Genomic DNA, 21,255 nt, shown 5'->3' with positions numbered 1-21,255 from the left:
GCAGGACGCGTGGCGGCATGGAGCAACACGGAAAGTGGGGCCGCCATGATAGCGCCGCCGGGCCTTGCCGCCATTGCCACCGCCATTGCCACCCGTGCCGAACGCACACCCCGCCTTGAAAAATCGCCATGCGACCTCATCCCCAGGCCATCGGCCGCGTTGCGGCCTGGTCCACCACGGAGCGCGAACCCAATGACCGTTGATACCGACAAGCAGACGCTTGGCTTTCAGACCGAGGTCAAGCAGCTGTTGCAGCTGATGATCCATTCGTTGTACTCGAACAAGGAAATCTTCCTGCGCGAGCTGGTTTCCAACGCTGCTGACGCCGCCGACAAGCTGCGTTTCGAAGCCTTGGTCAAGCCCGAGCTGCTGGAAGGCGGCAGCGAACTGCGCATCCGCGTCGACTTCGACAAGGACGCGCGCACCGTCACCATCGACGACAACGGCATCGGCATGAGCCGTGAGGATGCGGTCTCGCATCTGGGCACGATCGCCAAGTCCGGCACGGCCGATTTCCTCAAGCATCTGAGCGGCGACCAGAAGAAGGACGCCAGCCTGATCGGACAGTTCGGCGTGGGGTTCTACAGCGCCTTCATCGTCGCCGACCAGGTCGATGTGTACTCGCGTCGCGCCGGCCTGCCCGCCAACGAAGGCGTGCATTGGTCCTCGCGCGGCGAAGGCGAGTTCGAAGTCGCCAGCGTCGACAAGCCCGAGCGCGGCACCCGCATCGTGCTGCACCTGAAGGACGGCGAAGACAGCTTTGCCGATGGCTGGACGCTGCGCGGCATCCTCAAGAAGTATTCGGACCACATCGGCCTGCCGATCGAGATGCGCAAGGAGCACCACGGCGAAGCGGCCGACGCGCCCGCCGAGCCGGAGTGGGAAGCGGTCAATCGCGCCAGCGCGCTGTGGACGCGGCCCAAGTCCGAGATCAAGGACGAGGAATATCAGGAGTTCTACAAGCACGTCGCGCACGATGCGGGCAACCCGCTGGCGTGGAGCCATAACAAGGTCGAAGGCAAGCTGGATTACACCTCGCTGCTGTTCGTGCCCGGCCGCGCGCCGTTCGACCTGTATCACCGCGATTCGGCCAAGGGCCTGAAACTGTACGTGCAACGTGTGTTCGTGCTGGATCAGGCCGAGCAATTCCTGCCGCTGTACCTGCGTTTCATCAAGGGCGTGGTGGATTCGTCCGACCTGTCGCTCAATGTCTCGCGCGAGATCCTGCAATCCGGCCCGGTCGTCGATTCGATGAAGTCCGCACTGACCAAGCGTGCGCTGGATATGCTGGAGAAACTGGCCAAGGACAAGCCCGAAGAGTATGTGACGTTCTGGCGCAACTTCGGCCAGGCCTTGAAGGAAGGCCCGGCCGAGGACTATGCAAACCGCGAAAAGATCGCCGGCCTGCTGCGCTTCTCGTCCACCCACGACACCACCGGCGCGCAGAGCGTGGGTCTGGCCGATTATGTGGGCCGCTTGGCCGAGGGCCAAGACAAGCTGTACTACCTGACCGGCGAAAGCTACGCGCAGATCAAGGACAGCCCGCACCTGGAAGTCTTCCGCAAGAAAGGCATCGAAGTGCTGCTGCTCACCGATCGCATCGACGAATGGCTGATGAGCTATCTCACCGAGTTCGACGGCAAGTCGTTCGTGGACGTGGCACGTGGCGACCTGGACCTGGGCAAGCTGGATTCGGAAGAAGACAAGAAAGCGCAGGAAGAAGTCGCCAAATCCAAGGAAGGCCTGGCCTCGCGCATCAAGGCCGCCCTCGGCGACGACGTGGCCGAAGTGCGCGTCTCGCACCGCCTGACCGACTCCCCGGCGATCCTTGCCATCGGCCAGGGCGACCTGGGCCTGCAGATGCGTCAGCTGCTGGAAGCCAGCGGCCAGGCCGTGCCGGAGACCAAGCCAGTGTTCGAGTTCAACCCGGCCCACCCGCTGATCGAAAAGCTGGATGCGGAACAGGACATGGACCGCTTCGGCGATTTGAGCCGGGTGCTGTTCGACCAGGCTGCGCTGGCGGCGGGCGATAGCCTCAAGGACCCGGCTGGGTATGTAAAACGGTTGAATAAATTGTTGTTGGAGTTGTCTGCGTAAGATTTACGACACATTGGCGATACACCAAGACCGGCGCATGCGCCGGTCTTTTTTTATGTCTATGCTGGCTCATGGAAGAAGCTTCATCGTCGCAGATCACTTAACCGCTTTGAAAGTCATCACCAGAGCATTGAGCGCGCACCAGTCGGCACTGTAAGTGCAGCAGGCATGCCACCTGCACTCGCGGCATGGCCAGCACACAAAACAATCGAATTGACCTGACTCCGGCGATGCAACAAGGCAGAACTGCAATGATGAACCATCGCTTCCTACTTGTCGTGCTCGCCGCTTCGGTCGCCGCATTCCCGGCATGGAGTTCGGATATCGGCGATCCGGCGACTTGGCAATCATCGCGTTCCGTCGAACTCAATCAGACGCGCGACTTGCCGAAGTTGACCGAAGCATTGATCGCCATGATCGATCCCGATGGCGAAACTGTTCCACCAACCGTCGGCGAAGCGCAATTCATCGATCTTGATGACGATGGCACGTTGGAGCTTGTCGCGCTGGTCGACTATTCGGGACGACCATTTTTCAGCACGATTATTGTCATCACGACCAGCGATGCAACGCCGGTCGTGGTGACATACCGCAGCAACGGCGCCAACATGGATCGCCTGGGCGAGCGCGTCATTACAGAACCTGGAAACACCAAGAAATTGATCGTCGCAGACCGTTTCATCGGTGGATACAAAGGGTCAATTGCAAGCGCCAAAGAACAGCGACTTCTGGAACTCAGATCGGCCACACTGGAAGATGTCAGCACGCAATATCCCAGCTACTACCTAACCAAGCGTCTACCCGCGCTGGAAAAACAGGCGCGCATGTCTGCTCCAGTCGATAAAGCAGACGACGTCGGGCTTGGCTCGATGAATGCCGACGAGAATAGGCGCGTGCTCAGGCAAGAGATAGAACGGGCTCGGGAACAGTCGCTAGGCAAGTGATGCATTGGTTCCATCCGTGCCTGGATTTGAGACGCTCCCATAGAGTATCCCCAGCTGCTGCGGCGTAGATGGATCGATTGGCTCGTCCACATGCCGCACCGCGTAGGTCGGGCTGTCGATGGGATGACTCCCTCTCATCGTGGATTGTGAGCTTGGGTCGGCACAAGTTCACGCCGACTCCAACACCCAACACCCGAACGCCGGGCCGGCCGAGTAGCCGGTCTCCGGTTCGATGCGAATTTGCAGGGTTGCGCGGCCTGCCACTGCTGCAGGCAAGGCGTAATCCACATCGACGAAGTCCAGGCCGCGGTTGCCGTCCAGGCGTTCGTTGGCGATGAGTTCGCCGTCGGCGAGGATGCGGAAGCGGCGGCGGGTTTCGTCGCCCCAGTAACGCAGGCGCAGAATGCGGGCCTGGGCGGTATTGCGCAGGGTGAAGGCGATGAAACCGCCGGTGCGGGCGTCGCGGCCGGCGCGGCGGCGGTAGCTGAGTGCGTAGGAGCTGTCGCTGGTGAGGCCGTGTGCCTTTTCCGATGCTTCGTCGCCCAGGGCGATGCGATCCAGTGCACGCGCGTCGAGTGCGCGTTGCGCCGCGTCGGCTGCCGCCTGCTCGGCCTGGCGTTGTTGCCAGGCAGCGGCATCGCGGTGTTCCAGGTAGACGGCGCTGCGGCGATCGAACTGGGCATAGAACGGGGAAAACTGCCATTGCTGGGCGCCATCGGCATAGGCGTAGTGGCCATGGGCCGGTAGCGGCTGCAGGCGTTGCAGGACGTCATCGCCACCGACCAGCGCCGGGGTCTTGTTGCTCCATGGCAACGCGGCGTCGCCGAGGTCGGCCGCCAGTACCAGCGGGCCGCGCATGACGGCCACCCATGCCGGGTCGTCGGGCGTGGGTTCCAGGCGCAGCGGCATCTCCAGCTGCAGCGACACGGTGTCGCCGGCCTTCCACACCCGTTCGATGCGCAGGTAACCATCCATCGGCTGCAGTGTTTGCAGCTGACCATTGACCTGCAGCGTGTGCGCGCCGGCCCAACCGGGCACGCGCAAGGCAAGCGTGCGTGCGTCCGCAGGCGCGGCGTCGATGCGCAGCGTCACCTGGCCTTGTTCTGGGAGCGTGCTGCGCAAGCTCAGTGCGAAGCCTGCTGCGTCACGTACGCTGGAGGGCACATACAGGTTGACGTAAACGCCCTGCCCGTCTTCCCAATAGATCGAGTCGCCGAACTGCGCATGTGCCTCCATCCCACTGCCAACGCAACACCAGAAATCGTCGAACGGCGATGACCAGCCGCGCGCTTCGCCGGCCAGCAGCGGTGTCATGTAGGTGAACATGCCGGTGCGCGGATGCTGCTGGGCCATCACGTGGTTGAGCAGCGTGCGTTCGTAGTAATCGAAATGCGCGGCTTGTGGGCCCCATTGATACAGGTGCCGGGTGAGCTTGAGCATGTTGTAGCTGGCGCAATGCTCGCAGGTCTGCTCGGTGAGAAACTTCGAGATGCTGTCCGGCTGCTGGAAGTATTCGCGGTCGCCGTTGCCACCGATCACGTAGGTGTGGTGGTCGGTGACCGTGTGCCAGAAGAAGCGCGCTGCCGCGCCGGACGCGGCATCGCCGGTGACCTCGTACTCGCGGGCAAGGCCGATCAGTTTGGGGATGTTGGTATTGGAGTGCTGGTGGACCAGTTCATCGCGCTGGGCGACCAGCGGGTCGAGCACGGCGTGATGATGCAGCCGCTGCGCCAGTGCCAACCACTGCGCATCGCCGGTTTGCACATGCAATTCGACGAACGATTCGTTGAGGCCACCGAATTCGCAGGACAACACCTTTTGCAGCTGCGCATCGTCCAACGCTGCGAAGATGCCTTGCAGGTAACCGGCCAGCCCCACCGCCACCTGCAGCGCCTGCGCATTGCCGCAGTGCGCATGCACATCGAGCAGGCCGGCGAACAGCTTGTGCCAGGTGTACAGCGGCGCCCAGCTGCCGTTGAGATAGAACGGCGCCGGGTCGATCTTGCCTTTCTTCAATTCATCGAAAACGGCGCGGCCGCTTTCGATCTTGCCTGCGGCGTTCTTGCGGGTGAAGCCGGCCACGTAGCCATCGCCTGCATGCGCCTGGCAACGCGCCAGTTCGCTCACCAGATACGCCGCACGCGATGCGCATTGCGCATCGCCGGTCTGCGCATGCATCAGCGCCAACGCGCTGAGATAGTGGCCGAGCGTATGGCCTGCGATGGTGTCCGCTTCCCAACCGCCATAGGCAGGCGCCTTGGGGTCGAGACCGGCGTACAGCACGAAGTTGTGCAATAGCCGGTCCGGCTGCAACCGCATCAGATACCGTCGATTGGTGTCGAGCGCATCCAGAAACAGCGACGGCGTCAAGCGGACCTGGGCAAGCGGCACCGCGCGCATGCGGCCCGGCTGGGCGGCATCGGCATCGACGGGAAAACGCAGGAAGCCCGCAGCCACTGCCAGGCTGCTCCAGGCCAGAAAACGCCGCCGCGACAGGGTCAGCGCGTGGTCGATGGTGCGCTCGGTACTGGATGGCTCGGTCATGAGGTCAGCTTAGCTCCTGCCGCTGCTTGCAGACTGCGCGCGCCGTTACAGCCCGGGCCGACAAGGGTGATGTAGAGCCCCTGCGTCACATGGTCTGCCACTGCGCGATCGGATCGGGCAGCGGGGCGATCAGACAGCGGCGCCGACAGGGCCGCACTCAAAACTTCACCGTGGCACGCGCCCAATAAAACCGACCAAGCAGATCGTAGGTCGCCACATCGGTGTTCGCATTGCCCACGTTGTTGGAGTAGTACAACGGTGGCTGCTTGTTGGCGATATTGTCCACGCCCACTTCAAAGCGCGTATGCCACGGCTGCACCTCGTAGCCCAGTTGCAGGTTGTTGTACACGTAGGCGCCGATGTTGCGCACCACACCGGGCGTGCCGGAGTCGGCCGACAGGCTCTGGCTCAGATCCGCATTGCCAATGGCGGTATGGCCCACATAACGGATGCGCCAGGTGGCGCTCCAGTCGCCCAAGCCCCAGTTGAGCGTACCCAGCGCACGCCAGCGCGGGAAGTTGCCGTAGGCCTGGGTGTAACGGCCGACATTGTGGATGGTGACCGAGCTGGGATCGGTGGTGTCGGGCAGCACGTCGTAGCGGGTGAGATAGGTCCCGTTGAGTCCGGCGGTGAACTTGCCCCAGGCGGTCTCCGGCAGGCGATAGGTCAGATTGAAGTCCATGCCCTTGGCCCACAGCTTGCCCAGGTTGACGGTGGGTTCTGCAATGTAATTGATGGTGCCGTTGCCGTTGCGATGGATCAGCGGACAGAACGCGCTGGCCGCATTGGCGAAGCACTGATTGAGCACCGTCTGCGCCGACACCGTGGTGATGGTGTCTTCCAGATCGATGCGCCACCAGTCCGCGCTCAGCGACAGGCCATCGATCCACTGCGGATCGTAGACAAATCCCACGTCGTACGACCTGCCGGTTTCCGGCTTGAGCTGATAGCCTGCGACCGCAGCGCCGGACACCTTGCCGCCGACCTGGCCATCGGATTGCTGATAGCTACCATCGGTCGGTACATTGGCGCACGCCACCGTATTGCCGCCGGTATAGCCATTGCATGGGTCGTTGACGGTGGCCGAATCGCCGGCCACGCCGGCATACAACTCGTTGATGTTGGGTGCGCGGAACACCTGCGACACGGTGCCGCGCACCAGCAGGTTCTCGATCGGGCGATACTCCAGCGACACCTTGCTATTGGTCTTGCTGCCCACCGAGCTGTAATCGGAAAAACGCGTCCCCAGGGTGATAGTGAGCGCGTTGATGCCGGGCAGATCCTTGAGCAACGGGAACAAGGCTTCGGCATAGGCTTCCTTGACGTCGAAGCTGCCGCTCAGGGTGGACGAACAGTATTCGATCACCCCGCACAGGCCGTTCTCGTCGCCGGTCCACAGCGCGTCCGATGCCGTCGTCGAGCGCTCCTTGCGATACGAAAGCCCGGCCGCCAGGCTCGCCGCGCCGGCCGGTAGTTCGAACAACGTGCCGTTGGCGTTGGCTTCGAATTGTTTGACCGTGTACACACTGGTCACGATCGGGTTGACCACCATGCCCTGCAACATGGCCAGGTTGGTGCTGTCGTTGAGGTTGAAGAAGTTCAGCGGTGTGCAACCTGCAATCGCCGCGCCTGCGCTACCGCACTTGACCACGCCATCGCTGTCCAGAAACGACGGCCCGATGGCTTGATTGAACACGGCGTAGTCCAGAAAGCCGTTATTGATCGACTTCTGTTTGACCTTGCCATAGTTGAAGTTGGCATCCCACTGCCAGGAACTGTCGCCGAAGCGGCCACGCAGGCCCGGGCTGATCTGGAAGTTGTAGGTGTTGTATTGATAACTGCGGTTGCCCAGGACCGTGGCGCGCGTATTGAGATCGTTGTAGGAGGTGCCGGTGGTGCGGTCGGTACCGAAGTTGACCCCGAACGGGTTGTAGTAACTCTGCGACGACACCAGGATCTTGTCGCTATTGGAGAAGATCGGGATCGGCGCGATGATCGAGGCCGACTCGGTTTTACTGAACCAGGTGTTGACGTAACCCTCGACGCTGTCGCTGAAGCGAAATGTGCCCAGCAGGAAGGCATTGGTGCGCTTTTGCGGTGTCTGCAGCAAATTGAACGGCTGGTAGTTGTAGGAATCGGCCGTGGAGTCGTAGCAGTGGAAGTCGCCTGGGCCGGCGCGGCCGCTGACGCCACCGTTGAGCGTCACGCGCGCGCAGCCGTTGGCCTGCCGAAGCTGCGTGGACTGATCCGAGCCATCGTTGAAATTGACCGTGCCGGTGGGCGTGGCAGAAGACCCCTGCTTCACCGGCACGCCATCGGTGAGTGCCAGCGCATCTTTGGAGTAGTCGCGTGCACCCGCCGGGACCGGGTCGATGTTGTGGTACGACAGCCCGCCGATCAGGCTGCCGCGCTCCCAGGTCTTGCCGGCGGTGAGGGCGAAATTGCGACGATTGCCATCGCCCTCGCTGCTGGTCCCGAAGTCGCTGCTGAACTGCACGCCGTCGAAGCGCGTGCGCAGGATGAAGTTGACCACGCCGCCGATGGCATCGGAGCCGTATACCGCCGAGGCGCCATCGCTGAGCACCTCGATACGCTCGATCATGCTGGACGGAATGGCGTTGACGTCGTTGTAGGCAAGCCGAATGCCGTTGACCAGCACCAAGGTGCGTTTGTCGCCGAGACCTCGCAACGACACCGCTGATGCGCCGGTGCCGCCGCCGTTGTTGGTGTACGGGTTGGTGGCGTTGCCGGCGATCGATGGCAGCTCCTGCAGCAGGTCGCCCACCGTGGCCTTGCCGGTGGCGGCGATCTGTTCCTGGCTGACGGTGACCACCGGATTGGCGGTTTCGGTATCCACACGGCGCAGGCGCGAGCCGGTGACCACCACGCTGTCGAGCGTCTGCGTTGCATCGCCGGTGCCGGCTTGCTGCGCCAGCGCAGGAACCGCTGTGCCGGCGGCGAGCGCCACCACCAGCGCGGTGGCAAGCGCGCTGCGCAGCGGGCGCGGCCCCGCGACGGTGCGGCGATGGAGGGGCAGCGACAACATCGACATGCAGGGCTCCTGATTCAAAAAAGGGTAACCGACGGGCAACACACGCCCGTACCGGCATGCACCAGTGCGGGAAACATCGAAGGCGGACACAGGCCACGGCGAGATGCTTCGCCGTGGCGACAACGCAGACGCAGAGACCCAGCGACGCGCGCGATCGGCATCGATCGCGTAACCACGCGTCGTCAGATGGAGATTGGTTCGGTCATGGAGTCGCCCATGCGCTCCAGTTTGATCATCTGATCACAATGTGCCTGTGCGCACGCGCCGCGTCTTGTCGCATTTGTCGACAGTGCATGCGGAAAACAGCATGGTTGCCATGCGTACTGCGCTGGGTTGACGCATTCCTGCAGCAAAACGGTATGCCGACGCCGCCTGCCCTCACGCTGCAAACGACGATCAGAATGGCTGCGACCGCCAAACAGGCACAGCTGGTGCGCGTTGCGGCATGGCGCGCATACATGGCGGTTTCGCAGTGCCGTCCGCACACACCCGGCGAGTGCTCTCAACGTCGTGGTGGTCGCCATCAGTCCCGGCGGCAGATCCAGACGCTGGACGTGCCGTCGGGCGCGCTCAACGCTGGAATATCAGCGCCTTGTCTGCACACCATCGCATCGGGCGCAATCGCTATCGATGACCGCCGTTGAAATGAATTGGCGCTCGCTGCATGCAGCCGCCACATCCACCGCGGACTGCGCGCGCAATCACGCTGGCGGCGGCGTGACCGGTGTGGTGGACGATGTGCGATTCCACGCCGGGGTTGCTGTCTGCTGCATCCAGCGCACGAAGAAATCCAGCAGACGCCGGCGGCCATAGTCGCCACCGGCGCCATGGTCGCCGCCCGGCACCACCAGCATGTCGAAATCCTTGCCGGCCTTGATCAGGCGATCGGCCACCTGGAAGGTGCTGGCGGGATCCACATTCCTGTCCATGTCGCCGGTGACCAGCAGCAGATGCCCTTGCAGGCGCGCGGCGTTTTCCACGTTGGACGATGCTGCATACCATGGCCCCACCGGCCAGCCCATCCATTGTTCGTTCCACCAGATCTTGTCCATGCGGTTGTCGTGACAACCGGAATTGGCCACGCCGGCCATATAGAACTCCGGATGGAACAACAACGCGCCCAAGGCGTTCTGGCCGCCGGCCGAGGTGCCGTAGATGCCGACGCCGCCGCTGATGTCGTACCACGGGTACTGCGCGGCCACGGCTTTGTGCCAGGCGATGCGATCCGGCAGGCCGGCATCCTTGAGGTTGCGCCAGGCCACGTCGTGGAAGGCGCGCGCACGATTATTGGTGCCCATGCCGTCGATCTGCGCCACCGCAAAGCCCAGCGCGGTCAGCGAGGGAGTGTCCGTGCTGAAGCTCTTCGGCACGAACGAACCTTGCGGGCCGGCATAGATGTCTTCGACCACGCGGTAGCGCTGCTGCGGATCCAGCTGCTGCGGGCGATGGATCACGCCCCAGATCTCGGTCTTGCCATCGCGCCCGGTGGTATGGAACGGCAACGGCGCCTGCCAGCCGGCGGCCTGCAGGCGGCTCAGATCGGTCCGCTCGATGGTGCGTGCCACGCTGCCGTCGGCGCTGCGCCGCAGCTCCAGCACCGGGCCCAGATCCACGCGCGAGTACAGATCCAGCAACCACGTTCCATCCGGCGAGTACTGCACGGCATGGTCGGCCTGCTGCGGAGTCAGCGCGGTGAGGCCACTGCCATCCAGGCCGATGCGATAGGCGTGGAGGTAATAGGGATCTTCGCCGGGTTGCATGCCGGAGGCGCTGAAGTACAGCTGCCCCGCCGCCTCGTCGATGCGATCGAGCTTGCGCACCACCCAATCGCCGTGGGTGAGCTGACGGATCACCGCGCCGGTGCGGCCGTCGTAGAGATATAGATGCTCCCAGCCATCGCGCTCGGAAGCCCAGACGATCTGCGCGCCATCGGCCAGATCGCGGCGCGCATGCTTGCCGCCGTCTTCGTGCTTGCCGCTGAGCTCGGAGTATTCGATGAAGGTGGGCGAGGTTTCTTCGATCAGGGTGCGCGCGGCGGCGTTGCGTGCATCCACCTCGATGACGCGATACAGCTGATGCCCGCGTGCGTTGTACTCGAAGGTGAAACCACGGCTGTCCTTCCACCACACCATCTCGCTCAAGGTGAAGGCATTGGGCAGCAACGTCATCGCCACCGGATGCGCGGCGCGCGTGGCGATGTCGAACAGCACCGGCTGCATCACCGGCAACACATCGCCCGGCTTGGGATAGATCTGCTGGTGCAGTCTGGGCTGCACGCGGTCGGCGGGGGCCGATTCGATGTAATAGACGATGCGCGGTGGCGGCGCCTTGACCCGATATGCGGCCAGATGCTGCGAATCCGGCGACCACACCAGGCTGTCCAGCGCGTAGTAGTCATCCGCCTTGCCGTCACGACTGAGCACGCTGCGCTCACTGCCGCTGACAGGTGCGATCACCACATTGGCCTGCTCCACCCAGGCGCGCCAGCGCCCATCCGGCGACAGCTTGGCGTTGCGCTCGCCCTGGACGAGCGGAAGCCGCATGTCCATCGACTCCGGCTGCGCATCGCGCTCGTGCAGATGCGCGCAGGAATAACGCGACAACGTGCACTGCCAGCCGACGTGGGCGAGCTGGAACGTCAGCCGATCCTGCTGCAGGGTCGGCGCCTGCAGTGCCAGCGCTGCCGCATCCACCTTCAGTGCGCCGGCCTGGGTCAATGCCGCCGCCAGGCGTGCATGGTCGAAAGCCACGGTATTGCGGCCGCTGGCGGCATCCACCATGCGGTATTCGATGGACGGCGGCTGACCGGCGCGGGCAACTCCGCGTCGATACAGGAAGTGCCCGGCATCGACCCAGGTCGGCGCGCTGGGTGCATGCTCGACCAGGGATGCATAGTGCTGCGACAGGCCGAGCGCACGCGCGTAATCCGCTGCGGTTGGCGCCGCTGCGGATGCGGGTGTCGGCATCGCTGTCGATGTCGCTGCGGCGGTGGGCGTGGCTGCAGCTGCGAGCGTGGATGCTGCCGCCGGCAGGACGGATGCGGCCGCCAACGCCAACTGCAACGGCCACACGGCGGCCACCCGCAACAGCGCGCGGCAATGGAGGGACAGACCGGGAATCGTGCGCACTGCAAGCCTCATGGTGGTTGGGTCATTCCGCTCACGGCGCATCGCAGCGGCTGCTGTCGGCGTCGCTGGCGGCCGGTAGACGTTGCGGCTGCGGCGCCAGCACTTCCCACTCCTGCACGGCCAGCGCGGCGTAACTGTCGGGTTTGCCGGAGGCATCCATCAGCAGGCGCACGCAGCGCGTGGTGACTGCTGCAAACGACACCGCCTCGAAGCGATCGGTATGGGTGCGGTAGCGATCGCGCGTCTGCACCGGATGCCATTGCCCGCCCTGGCGGTATTCCAGGTGCCAGCGCGCCGGCGGCGCCACACCGACCTGCGCACCGGCCGGATGGTCGGCCCAGAACATCACGCGCGTCCTGTCCAGCGTGACCGGCTGCGACCAGCTGTACTGGAGCCAGTGCCGAGGCGGATTGTCTTGCGTCCAGCTGCCCCACAGTTGCGGTGGCAGCGGATTGCTGTTGACCACGCCATCGTTGAGCGCGGCCATCCAGTACTGCAGCGGAATCTGCGGCCCGTTGGAGGCGGTGGCCACGGCAGACGGGGCCTGGTTGCGCTGCGGCGGCAGCGCTGGTTGCGGGCGCCTGGTGGGGGTGACGGTGCGGATGCTGGCTGGCTGGGTGCTGTCGTCCCATTGCAGCGGATCGATCGCCACGCTGCGACGAAAATGCCCACCGCCGCGCGCATCGGCGGTGTGATAGACCAGATACCACTGCCCCTTGAAGGCGACGATGCCCGGATGCGAGGTGGTCGAGGACACCGGCGGCAGCACGATGCCGCGATAGGTCCACGGCCCCAGCGGCGTCGGCGCGCTCGCATAGGCGATGCACGCGTGATACAGCGTAGGCGTACACGCCGACTCGCGGCCGGCAGTGTTGGCCGCATAGGCCAGGTAGTAGGTGCCGTTGCGCTTGAACAGCCACGGCGCTTCGAAAAAACCGGCCAGCGTGTCGACCGCTACCGGCGTGCCCTTGAAGGTCACCATGTCGCGCTCCAGCTCCACCCCGAACAACGCGCCGAAGGTGCCCCAGTACAGATACACGCGGCCATCGTCGTCGACCAGCACGGTGGGGTCGATGTTCTGGATGGTGTTGCGGTTGGGCACCGACTGCGACACCACCGGCCCTTGCGGGTGGGCATCGGTCCACGGGCCGAGCGGGCTGTCGGCCACCGCCACGCCGATCGCGAATGGATCGGGCGTGGATGCGTTGCGCTGCTGCACCGGCGCATACAGGTAATAGCGGCCATCCGGCCCCTGCACGATCTGCGCGGCATAGGCGTAGCGATCGTCGGCCCAGGCGAACACCTGCCGCGGGCGCAGCAGATCGCGGTAATGCGTCCACTGCCCGCTGGCCGGGTCGCTGCTGACAAACATCTGCCAGCCTGGCATGACGAAGGCGTTGCGACCCGGCGGCGCGGTGTCACGCCCGGCCAGGATGTACAGCGTGCCGTCGGCCACCAGCGGCGCCGGATCGGCCGAATAGCGGCTGCCATCGGCCAGGATCGGGTTGCCCGGTGCATGCAGCGGTACGCCCTGCGGCGGCACCGCACGGGCGGCAACCGCGGCCATCGACAACGTACCGGCCAGTGCCAAGATTCGCGCCAGTCCACCGATCATGGGGTCGACCCCTGCCGCTGGGTTGGCGTGCTGGCCGCCGTGATCTGCACGCTGAGGGGAACCGACACCGCCCCGGTGGGCGCACGCCCCTGCGCGGTGCCGGTCAGGCCGATCTGCCCGGGTTGCGCGTAACGCGCCGGCGCCAGCGTTGGCCACTGCACCGGCAGGCGCTCGCGCGAGCCGTCGTTGTATTGCACGCTCACAAAGCCCGGCAGCGTGGGCGCCTGCCCGGCCACTGCGCTCACCTCGGGCAAGGCCTGCACGGTGTTGATCTGCCCCGGCGGCGTGGCGCGTACCCAGACCGTGGCCTTGACCGGAACCACGCCCTCCACCAGCCCCTGCACCTCCACCGCACCCTCGCTGCCCAGCCGCTGCAGCGACAGATCCGGCCACTGCACCGCCACCGGCAATACGCTGCCATCGGCGAAGAAGGCATCGACCTGCTGCGGAAACACCGGCAACTGGCCGGGCGCGGTACGCAGATCGATCGCCTCCACACGCGTGGGCAACTCCGAGTGCACCTGCCATTCGTCCACGCCGATGGGCATGCGCCCGTCGGCCCCGGGCTGGGTGCTGAGCACCGCGCGCACGGCGGTGGTGACCACCGGCGCAAAGCGGGCCGTGCTGGCGGCGCCCATCGCAGCGGTGGCAATCGGGTAGCCGCCAGTGGCGACGATGTCCTGCCAGCGGCCGTCCTGCAGTGCCTGCAACGTCCAGCTGGCAGGCGCGGCCACCCCGCCACGGGGCTGGTCGTTCCAGAAATACAGCGTGCTGGATGACAACCGCACCGGCCGCGGCCACTGGTATTGCAGCCAGAGCGTGGCCGGTTGCTCGCTCCCGTAACTGCCCCAGCGCCGGCTGCCCTTCGGCCGGCTGCCCGCCGCAGGAACGAAGCCATCGTTGAGCGCCTGCACGCGGTACTGCGCGCCGGTGAGTTGCGCGCTGACCGTGGCCAGTGCGTGCAACGGCACGCTCTGCAGCGCTGGCGCGGCGGGCGCAAGCAGCTGCACATCGGCGTGGCCCTCCAGCGCACCGTCGTTGGCCGCCAACCGCACGGTGTAGGCACCCGGCCGCGTGAAGCGCACGGCGGTCTGCGTTGCCGCAGGATCGGCAAACACGGCATCGCCACCTTCCGGGCCTTTCAGCAGTTGCCAGCGCACCTGCAATGCGCCGTTGGGCAAGCCGTCGTCGCCTACCCGGCCATTCACCCTTACCGCGCCGTCGGCACCGGCACCGGCATCGTCCAGCTGCCACGCCTGCACTTGCGGCGGCGCGTTGCCGGCAACTGCAGGCGCAGCCATCCCGCTGTCGAAGACCTGCAGTTCCTTGATGCCGGTGCGTGCGCTACCGGCATGGGTCACCACCACGCGCAGCGCCTGCGCACGCAGCGCCGGAAAGCGCACCCGGTTGCGGTTGCCCACGGCAATCGCCGCATCGCGTACCTGCCCGGGAACGGTCTTCCAGTTGCCGGAACCGTCGCGGTACTGCACGGCATAGATCCACGGCGCGGCATAGCCGGGATAGGTGCCGGACGCAAAACCATGCTGCTGGCCGCCAGCCGAGGAGCTGCGATAGAAATACAGCACCACCTGATCCACCTGCCGGGGCTGGCCCAGGTCCAGCGCGATCCAGTCGCTGGCAGACGGCGAGCCGGCGGTGCCCCAGAACGGGGTATTCGCGGTGCTGCCGTCCACCGCCGCAGTGGCGGCAAACCCTGGCGCGGCAAAACTGGCGGTGACCTGCGCAGCGTCTGCCAGGTTGCGGTTGGCATTGGCCGGCAGCGTCACATCCACGCCGGCCTTGCTCAGCAGTTGCGCGATGCGCGCATCCGCGGCGATCGGCACCTGCGCCATCGACGCCAGCTGCGCCGGGTGCGACTCCAGTACCTGCGCCGGGCCGTTGCCATTGACCGCATCCGGCGCCGCGCTCACCTTCCCGCTGGCCGGGTCGTAGATCACATGCGCAAGCCGGTCCACGCGAAACGCCAGCCTGCCATCCAGATACACGCGATAGCCCTGCGCGGCCTTGCCCGGGTAATGGCGCCCATCGCGGTCCCAGACGATGCTCAGATTGCGATCGCGGTAGCGCAGGTTGTCGGCGGCAAAATGGTCCCAGCCGATATCGATGGGATACAGCTCGATCTTGTCGTCGTTGCGCGGGCGCAGGCCCATCGCATCCTCGATCATCGTGAAATTCGTCGCCCCCAGCTGGGTGTGGTGAATCCACGAGCGGTACGCGATCTTGCCGCCATCCGCGGCACTGCCCTTGGCCCAGAATTCGTTTTGATCCGGGTACCGGTTATCGCCATCGATGTAAGGCGCCCATGCGTTCCAGTACAACACCTTGCGGTAGCTCTGCGCGCTCAAAAACGGGCTGGGGTAATCGCGCAGCGCCTCGCCGAACAGGCGGAAGGCAACCGTCGCGTTGATGGTGGAAAAATTGTTGCTGCCCGAATCGGCATCACTGCCGCGCGCCTGCAGATCGACCTGGTTGGCGGTGTAGAACGGAAACAGCGGGTACTGCGCTGCATCGGCGAACAAGCGCAAGGCACGCACATACTTGGGGTCGTCATCGGCCTCGCCCTGCTTGGGCATCAGGCCCACGCTGAAGGGGTAGTAATTGTTGGTTTCCTTCCAGTCCACCGGCAGGCGCGGCCCCTTGGCCTGGCGATGCTTGAGCAGCTCGCCGTGCAGGCCTACCGAATCGGCACTGTCGCGATGGTCCTGCCACAACACGTCCAGCACTGCCTGGCGGATGCGTCGTGCGGTGGCCTGCATGCGCTGCGCGGTTGCGCCGTCGCCCGCCAGTTGCGCTGCCTGCGCCGCCGCCTGCGCGTTGGCGTAGACATAGGCGCTTTCAGTGCGATCCATGCGGATTTCGCCATGCTTGGCCGCCCAGTCGAACGACACCGCATCGGCGTCGTTGCCGGTCATCGCTGCCCAGTCGTATTCGATCAAGCCGTTGTGATTGAGATCGTAGGCAGCCAGCACGCCGTCCACATCGCCGCTGCCGTAGCGGGCCAGTTTTGCGGCCAGTGCCGGCGGGCCGCCATGCAACTGCATCGAGCGCCATGCGGCGGCGGTGATGTATTGCGCGTAGGAGTTGGACCAGTTTTCCGGCGAGCCGGGATTGTCGGTGTACTTGCTACCGCCCGCGGTCTCGCCTGCGCTGAGCCAGCTGCCGTAGGCGTAGCTCGGGTCGCGCAGGTATTTCAGATCGTCCAGGAACATGCCGGTGGTCAGCACGATGGCGTTGTTGTAGCCCAGCACGCCCTCGATGGCGACCGGAAACTGATAATCGTTGCCCGGCACGTTGGCGTCGAGAAAATTGAAGCGCAGCACCCACCAGCGATAGAACAGGCTCTTGGTGATGTTCTCGTCCGGCGTGTCCAGATACGGCACGTTGTCCACCCACCAGCGGTTGTAGCGGGCAACGTGCTCCTGGTAGGCCTGTTGCGGCGACTGCGCGGCGATGCGGGTGTACTCGGACTGCGCCTGCGGCAGTTCGTGTGTGAGCAGGCCCAGTTGCAGTTTCAGCGCTGGCGTCTCGCCGCTGGCAGGCACCACCACCTCGCGCACTAGCTGTTTGCCGTCCACCCGAAAGCCATCGCCCGACAGCCGCGGAAACACCGTGGTGATCGCGTTATACGCATCGAACGCGCCGGTCAGCGTGTTGCCATCGGCATGCTGGGCCAGCGGCGAAAGCGCCTGCACCGACAGCGTATGCGCCGTGCCGTCCAGGCTCGACAGCACGACGTTGGCCACCGCCACATTCTGCTCGGTGATGTACTTGACCAGCCGCATCCGCACGCCCGCGTCTGCATCCTCGAACACGGTGCTGAAATAGCTGGGCGTCTGACGGCGCTGCTGCGCGCGCTCGGTCCACTGCACCGCTCGCTCGCCCTGCGTGGAAAAAATGCGTAACAGCGCGTCGTAGTCGGTGGCATGCCAGTACGCCACCTGGCCGACGAATCCGGGAATCTCGGGTTGATGGGTGGCCAGAAAGGCCGCGCGGCCACGCGTGAACAGCCAGTTGTTCTCGTCATCGAAACCGCCACCGGTGCCTTCGCGCACCAGCATGCGATCGACCCAGAAATCGTTGCCCGCAGCCTGCCCTGCCCCGCGCGCACGATCGGCAGCGTAGATCCGCGCCAATTGCCCATCGGGTGCGAAGGCTACGCCGCTGTCGGGCACCGGATGCGCCAGCCCGTGAAACCGCGGATAGCCGATGTCCGCATTGGCGAGCGCCACGGGCGCGTGTGGCGCCGGCGTAGCGACCGCCAACGGCATCCCCACCACCGCGCCGGCCCAGAGCAACCCGGCCACACCGGCACGCATGCCCCGCCCCTGGCGACACAGCGACATCAACAAACGGGAGCTGCGCATGCAATGGCTTTAAAGAAGGTGCTGTGCATCGGCTTGCCCTGCAATTGGAACAGCTGCGCAACACCCGACGCCGAGCTGGCAAACCTCTGCTGGACCATGCCGTCGTATGGTCGTAAACACGCAACGCTTGTCCCGACCCGGCGACAACAGCCCGGCATAACGTCGCGCGCACCCCAAAGCTGGCCGCATGCGACGCGCGGCATGGACAAGCGCATGCCGCAGGGCCACCGGATGCATTCCGCATCGCGCACGAGAGCGGCACAGCGCATGATCCGCCGCGCTGCGGATGCAACTCTCATCCGGCTCAAAACTCCGCCCGCAGCCGCGCCCAGAACGAGCGTCCCAGGGTGTCGTAAGTGGTGGCATCGGTATTGGCGGCGTTGGAGTAGCTGTAGAACCGCGGCGGCGCGCGATTGCCGAGGTTGTCCACGCCGATGGCCAGCGTGCTGTGCAGGGTTTCCAGCTTTCGGCTCAGCGACGCATCGTGATAGACCATCGAGCCGATCCGGAAATAACGGCAGCTGCCGTCGACATTGGTGTCGGCGCAGAAGTCTTCGTATTGGCTGCCGTTGACGGTGTGGCCCAGGTAACGGGTGCTCCAGCTCGCATGCCACGGCCCCTTGTCCCAGGCCAGATTGGCTACCGCGCGCCAGCGCGGCATATTGCCCCAGCTGGAATTTTCGCCAACGTAGTTATGCGTTTCTCCAGCGAAGCGATAATCGGAGAAGAAGGTCGCGTCCAGACCGGCAGCAAAACTCCCCCACGCGGTGTCGGCCAGCGTGTAGTGGATGCCGGCATCGTAGCCGCGGATATCCACCTTGCCGGTGTTGTAGGCGAACGGCACCGACACGCGCGTCAGCTGCCCGGTCGCATCGCGCTGGATCAGCGGGCAAAACGCTGCATCACGCCCCTGGAAACAATCGTTGACCACTTGTTGCAGGCCGCTGCCGGTCAGCATGTCCTCCAGCACCACGCGCCAGCTGTCCACGTTGAGCGACAGGCCGCGCACCTGGTCGGGGTCGTACACCACCCCGACGTTGTAGGAGCGGCCACGCTCGGGCTTGAGCCGGAAGCCGACATTGTTGGCGCCGGAGGTCACCACGTTGAACTGCGCGGTGTTGCTGAAGCTGCCGTCGTTGGGCACGTTGGCGCAGGCCGGATTGGGCGCAGCGCCCGCATAGCCGTTGCATGGGTCCTCGAAATCGTTGGTGGTGTCGATCACCGCGTTGTAGGGCGAGCCATACAGATCGCCCAGCGCGGGGGCGCGGAAGACCTGCGAGCCGGTGGCGCGCACCAGCAGATTCGCGATCGGCCGCCACTCGATCGCCACCTTGCTATTGGTCGTGTTGCCCCAGGCATCGTATTTGGAATAGCGCGAGCCCAGATTGAGATTCAAGCTGCTGGCGAACGGTACGTCTTTGAGCAACGGCACCAGCAACTCGGCGTAGGCCTCGCGCACCGATTCGTCGCGGCCCTGCCGGAGGATGCAGCCATCGTTGTAATCGCAGTTGCCATCGGCATCGGCGGCGGCCACCTCGCTGCTGGTGCCCTGCGCGAACTTGTTGCTGCGATAGACCAGACCCACAGCTGCCTGCACCGCGCCGGCGGGGAGCTTGAACAGGTCGCCATTGGCGCTGATGTCGACAAACCGCATCTGGCTCTCGTCGATCAGGTCCACCGGCCGCTGGGTGCCGCGCAGCGCAGCGATGGTGGCCGGATCGTTGGGGTTGAAGATGTTGATCGGCGTGCAACCGGCGATCACCGCGCCGGGCGTGCCGCACTTGACCACCCCATCGCTGTCCAGGAACGAGGCGCCGGTGGCGTTGTTCAATGCCGAGGTGATGGAAAAACCGGTGCGCACCAGCGTGTCCTTGTAGCGTGCATACCCCGCTGCCGCATCCCACTGCCAACTGGTGCCTTGCACGCGCCCGCGCAGCCCGGCCACGATGTTGGTCTGGAACATCGTGGCGGTATAGACGCGCGTATTGGCCTGGGTGGAGCGCAGCAGATAGCGGTCCAGCTGAGCGCCGAACGGGTTGTAGTAGTTGTCGACCGCACCCTCCATTTCCATCCCGAAGGCGGGCAATTGCGAGGTGGTCTTGCTGCGCGTCCAGAACACGTCGGTATATGCCTGGATGTTCGGGGTGATGTCGAAGCTGCCGTGCAAGGACGCGTTGGTGCGCTCGATCGGCGTGATCAGATACTGCCCGTCGTAGGCGTTGTAGCTATCGGTCGCGGGATCGTACGGGCGAAATGCATCTTCGCCCACTGGCCCGGGCGGTACCCCGTCGACCGGCGTCACGCGGCGCCCATCGCTGAGGAAGGCACGCGTGTTGCCGCCACGGTTCTCGCTGACCTGGCCGTCGAAAAATTCCACCGACTTGGCGGCATAGCGGCGATCGCTGTTGAACACCGGGTTCATCGAAGTGCGACTGAGCCCGAGGATCAGCCCGCCGCGGTCCCAGCTCTTGCCCCACTCCACGCCCAGCGTGCGGCTATTGGCATCGCCATGCGTGCTCTGCGCGTAATCGGCGGTTGCCGCTAAGCCGTCGTACTTGTCCTTGAGGATGATGTTGACCACCCCGCCGATCGCATCGGAGCCATACACCGACGAGGCACCATCGGTGAGCACTTCCACTCGCTCCACCATCGCCACCGGGATCGCATTGACATCCACGCCCGGTGCCGACGCCACGCTGCTGGCCGGCCCGGCCATGCGGTGGCCGTTGACCAGCACCAGGGTGCGCTGGGGCCCCAGATTGCGCAGCGACACCAGCGCGCGACCGTGGCTGAAGCCGGAATTGAGCGCCGGGCCAGGCATGAAGCCGGACATCGCCGGGAGCTGCTGCAGCAACTGGCCCAGCGTGCTTTGCCCGCTGTCTTCGATGCGCTGGCGGTCGACCACGATGACCGGGCTGGCGGTTTCGGCATCCACGCGACGCAGATGGGTGCCGGTGACGTTGACACGGTCCAGGGTCTGGGTGGCACCGTCGTCGGTCTCGGCGCTTTGCTGCGCGAACGCCGGTGCGCTGGCGATGGACAAGGCCAGCACGATCGCATCGATCAGCGGACGACGCCGGGAAACACGGCACTGCGACAACGGAGCGAAGCGGCTTGGCGACATCGGAATTCCTTGTGCTTTCTAGGGGAAAACAGCAGACCTGCGCGCACTGTCACGCCGCACTGCGGCAGCGCAAGATGGGAGATGGACCACGACAAAGACGACACCAGTGCGCTGCCGCACGACGCGGCACTGGCAAGACAAGACGACGACACTGCCCTCCCCCTGAGAGCACGTCACCCATGCAGAGCAGGCCACGCAAAAAAAGCTTGCGACAATGCCGCGCTGGCGTCTTGACGAATTTATCCGGCACGCGTGCGGAAATTCACGTGCTTTTGCCACACTGTCGACATAAAGCGCGGTGGCACATCGCAAGCGGTTGTCGCAGGCACCTGGTGCCTGCCGGATCGAACCCACGTGCCCGATGGC

General features: G+C 64.9%; 8 protein-coding genes. 2 read left to right on the top strand and 6 right to left on the bottom strand.

Translation table 11 applies throughout. The features are described from left to right. The first annotated feature begins 192 nt into the window (after positions 1–192). Together htpG and GGR61_RS12460 are read left to right on the top strand one after the other, a co-directional pair. On the top strand, positions 193–2,097 hold the full coding sequence (gene htpG / locus GGR61_RS12465) for a molecular chaperone HtpG (RefSeq protein ID WP_184621675.1): 1,905 nt from the start codon (positions 193–195) through the stop codon (positions 2,095–2,097). 188 nt (positions 2,098–2,285) lie between these two features. Next, the gene (locus tag GGR61_RS12460; protein WP_260287684.1) at positions 2,286–3,041 is read left to right on the top strand and encodes a hypothetical protein; all 756 of its coding nucleotides are present in this window, start codon (positions 2,286–2,288) and stop codon (positions 3,039–3,041) included. 168 nt (positions 3,042–3,209) lie between these two features. On the opposite strand, the gene GGR61_RS12455 is transcribed toward GGR61_RS12460, so the two are convergent. The 6 genes from GGR61_RS12455 to GGR61_RS12430 all read right to left on the bottom strand — a co-directional run bounded on the left by GGR61_RS12455 (position 3,210) and on the right by GGR61_RS12430 (position 20,889). Next, complete coding sequence (locus GGR61_RS12455; protein WP_184621673.1) at positions 3,210–5,585, bottom strand: glycoside hydrolase family 127 protein; 2,376 nt, start codon at positions 5,583–5,585, stop codon at positions 3,210–3,212. Between the two features lie 157 nt (positions 5,586–5,742). Then, entirely contained in the window at positions 5,743–8,637 is a 2,895-nt protein-coding gene (locus GGR61_RS12450) for a TonB-dependent receptor (RefSeq protein ID WP_184621671.1), read from the bottom strand. A 701-nt stretch (positions 8,638–9,338) separates the two neighbouring features. Then, on the bottom strand, positions 9,339–11,603 hold the full coding sequence (locus GGR61_RS12445) for a S9 family peptidase (protein WP_184621760.1): 2,265 nt from the start codon (positions 11,601–11,603) through the stop codon (positions 9,339–9,341). Between the two features lie 193 nt (positions 11,604–11,796). Beyond that, positions 11,797–13,380, bottom strand: a complete 1,584-nt coding sequence (locus tag GGR61_RS12440; protein WP_184621669.1) for a family 43 glycosylhydrolase — start codon at positions 13,378–13,380, stop codon at positions 11,797–11,799. After that, positions 13,377–17,744, bottom strand: coding sequence for an Ig-like domain-containing protein (locus GGR61_RS12435; RefSeq protein WP_260287734.1), 4,368 nt, complete (start codon positions 17,742–17,744; stop codon positions 13,377–13,379). The genes GGR61_RS12440 and GGR61_RS12435 overlap by 4 nt, the downstream gene beginning before the upstream one ends. Before the next feature lie 325 nt (positions 17,745–18,069). Continuing rightward, positions 18,070–20,889, bottom strand: coding sequence for a TonB-dependent receptor (locus tag GGR61_RS12430; RefSeq protein ID WP_184621665.1), 2,820 nt, complete (start codon positions 20,887–20,889; stop codon positions 18,070–18,072). Positions 20,890–21,255: the final 366 nt, after the last annotated feature.

Source organism: Xanthomonas sp. 3058 (genome assembly GCF_014199765.1).
Classification (GTDB): Bacteria; Pseudomonadota; Gammaproteobacteria; order Xanthomonadales; family Xanthomonadaceae; genus Xanthomonas; species Xanthomonas campestris_B.
This window is presented reverse-complemented; position numbering and strand designations above follow the sequence as displayed.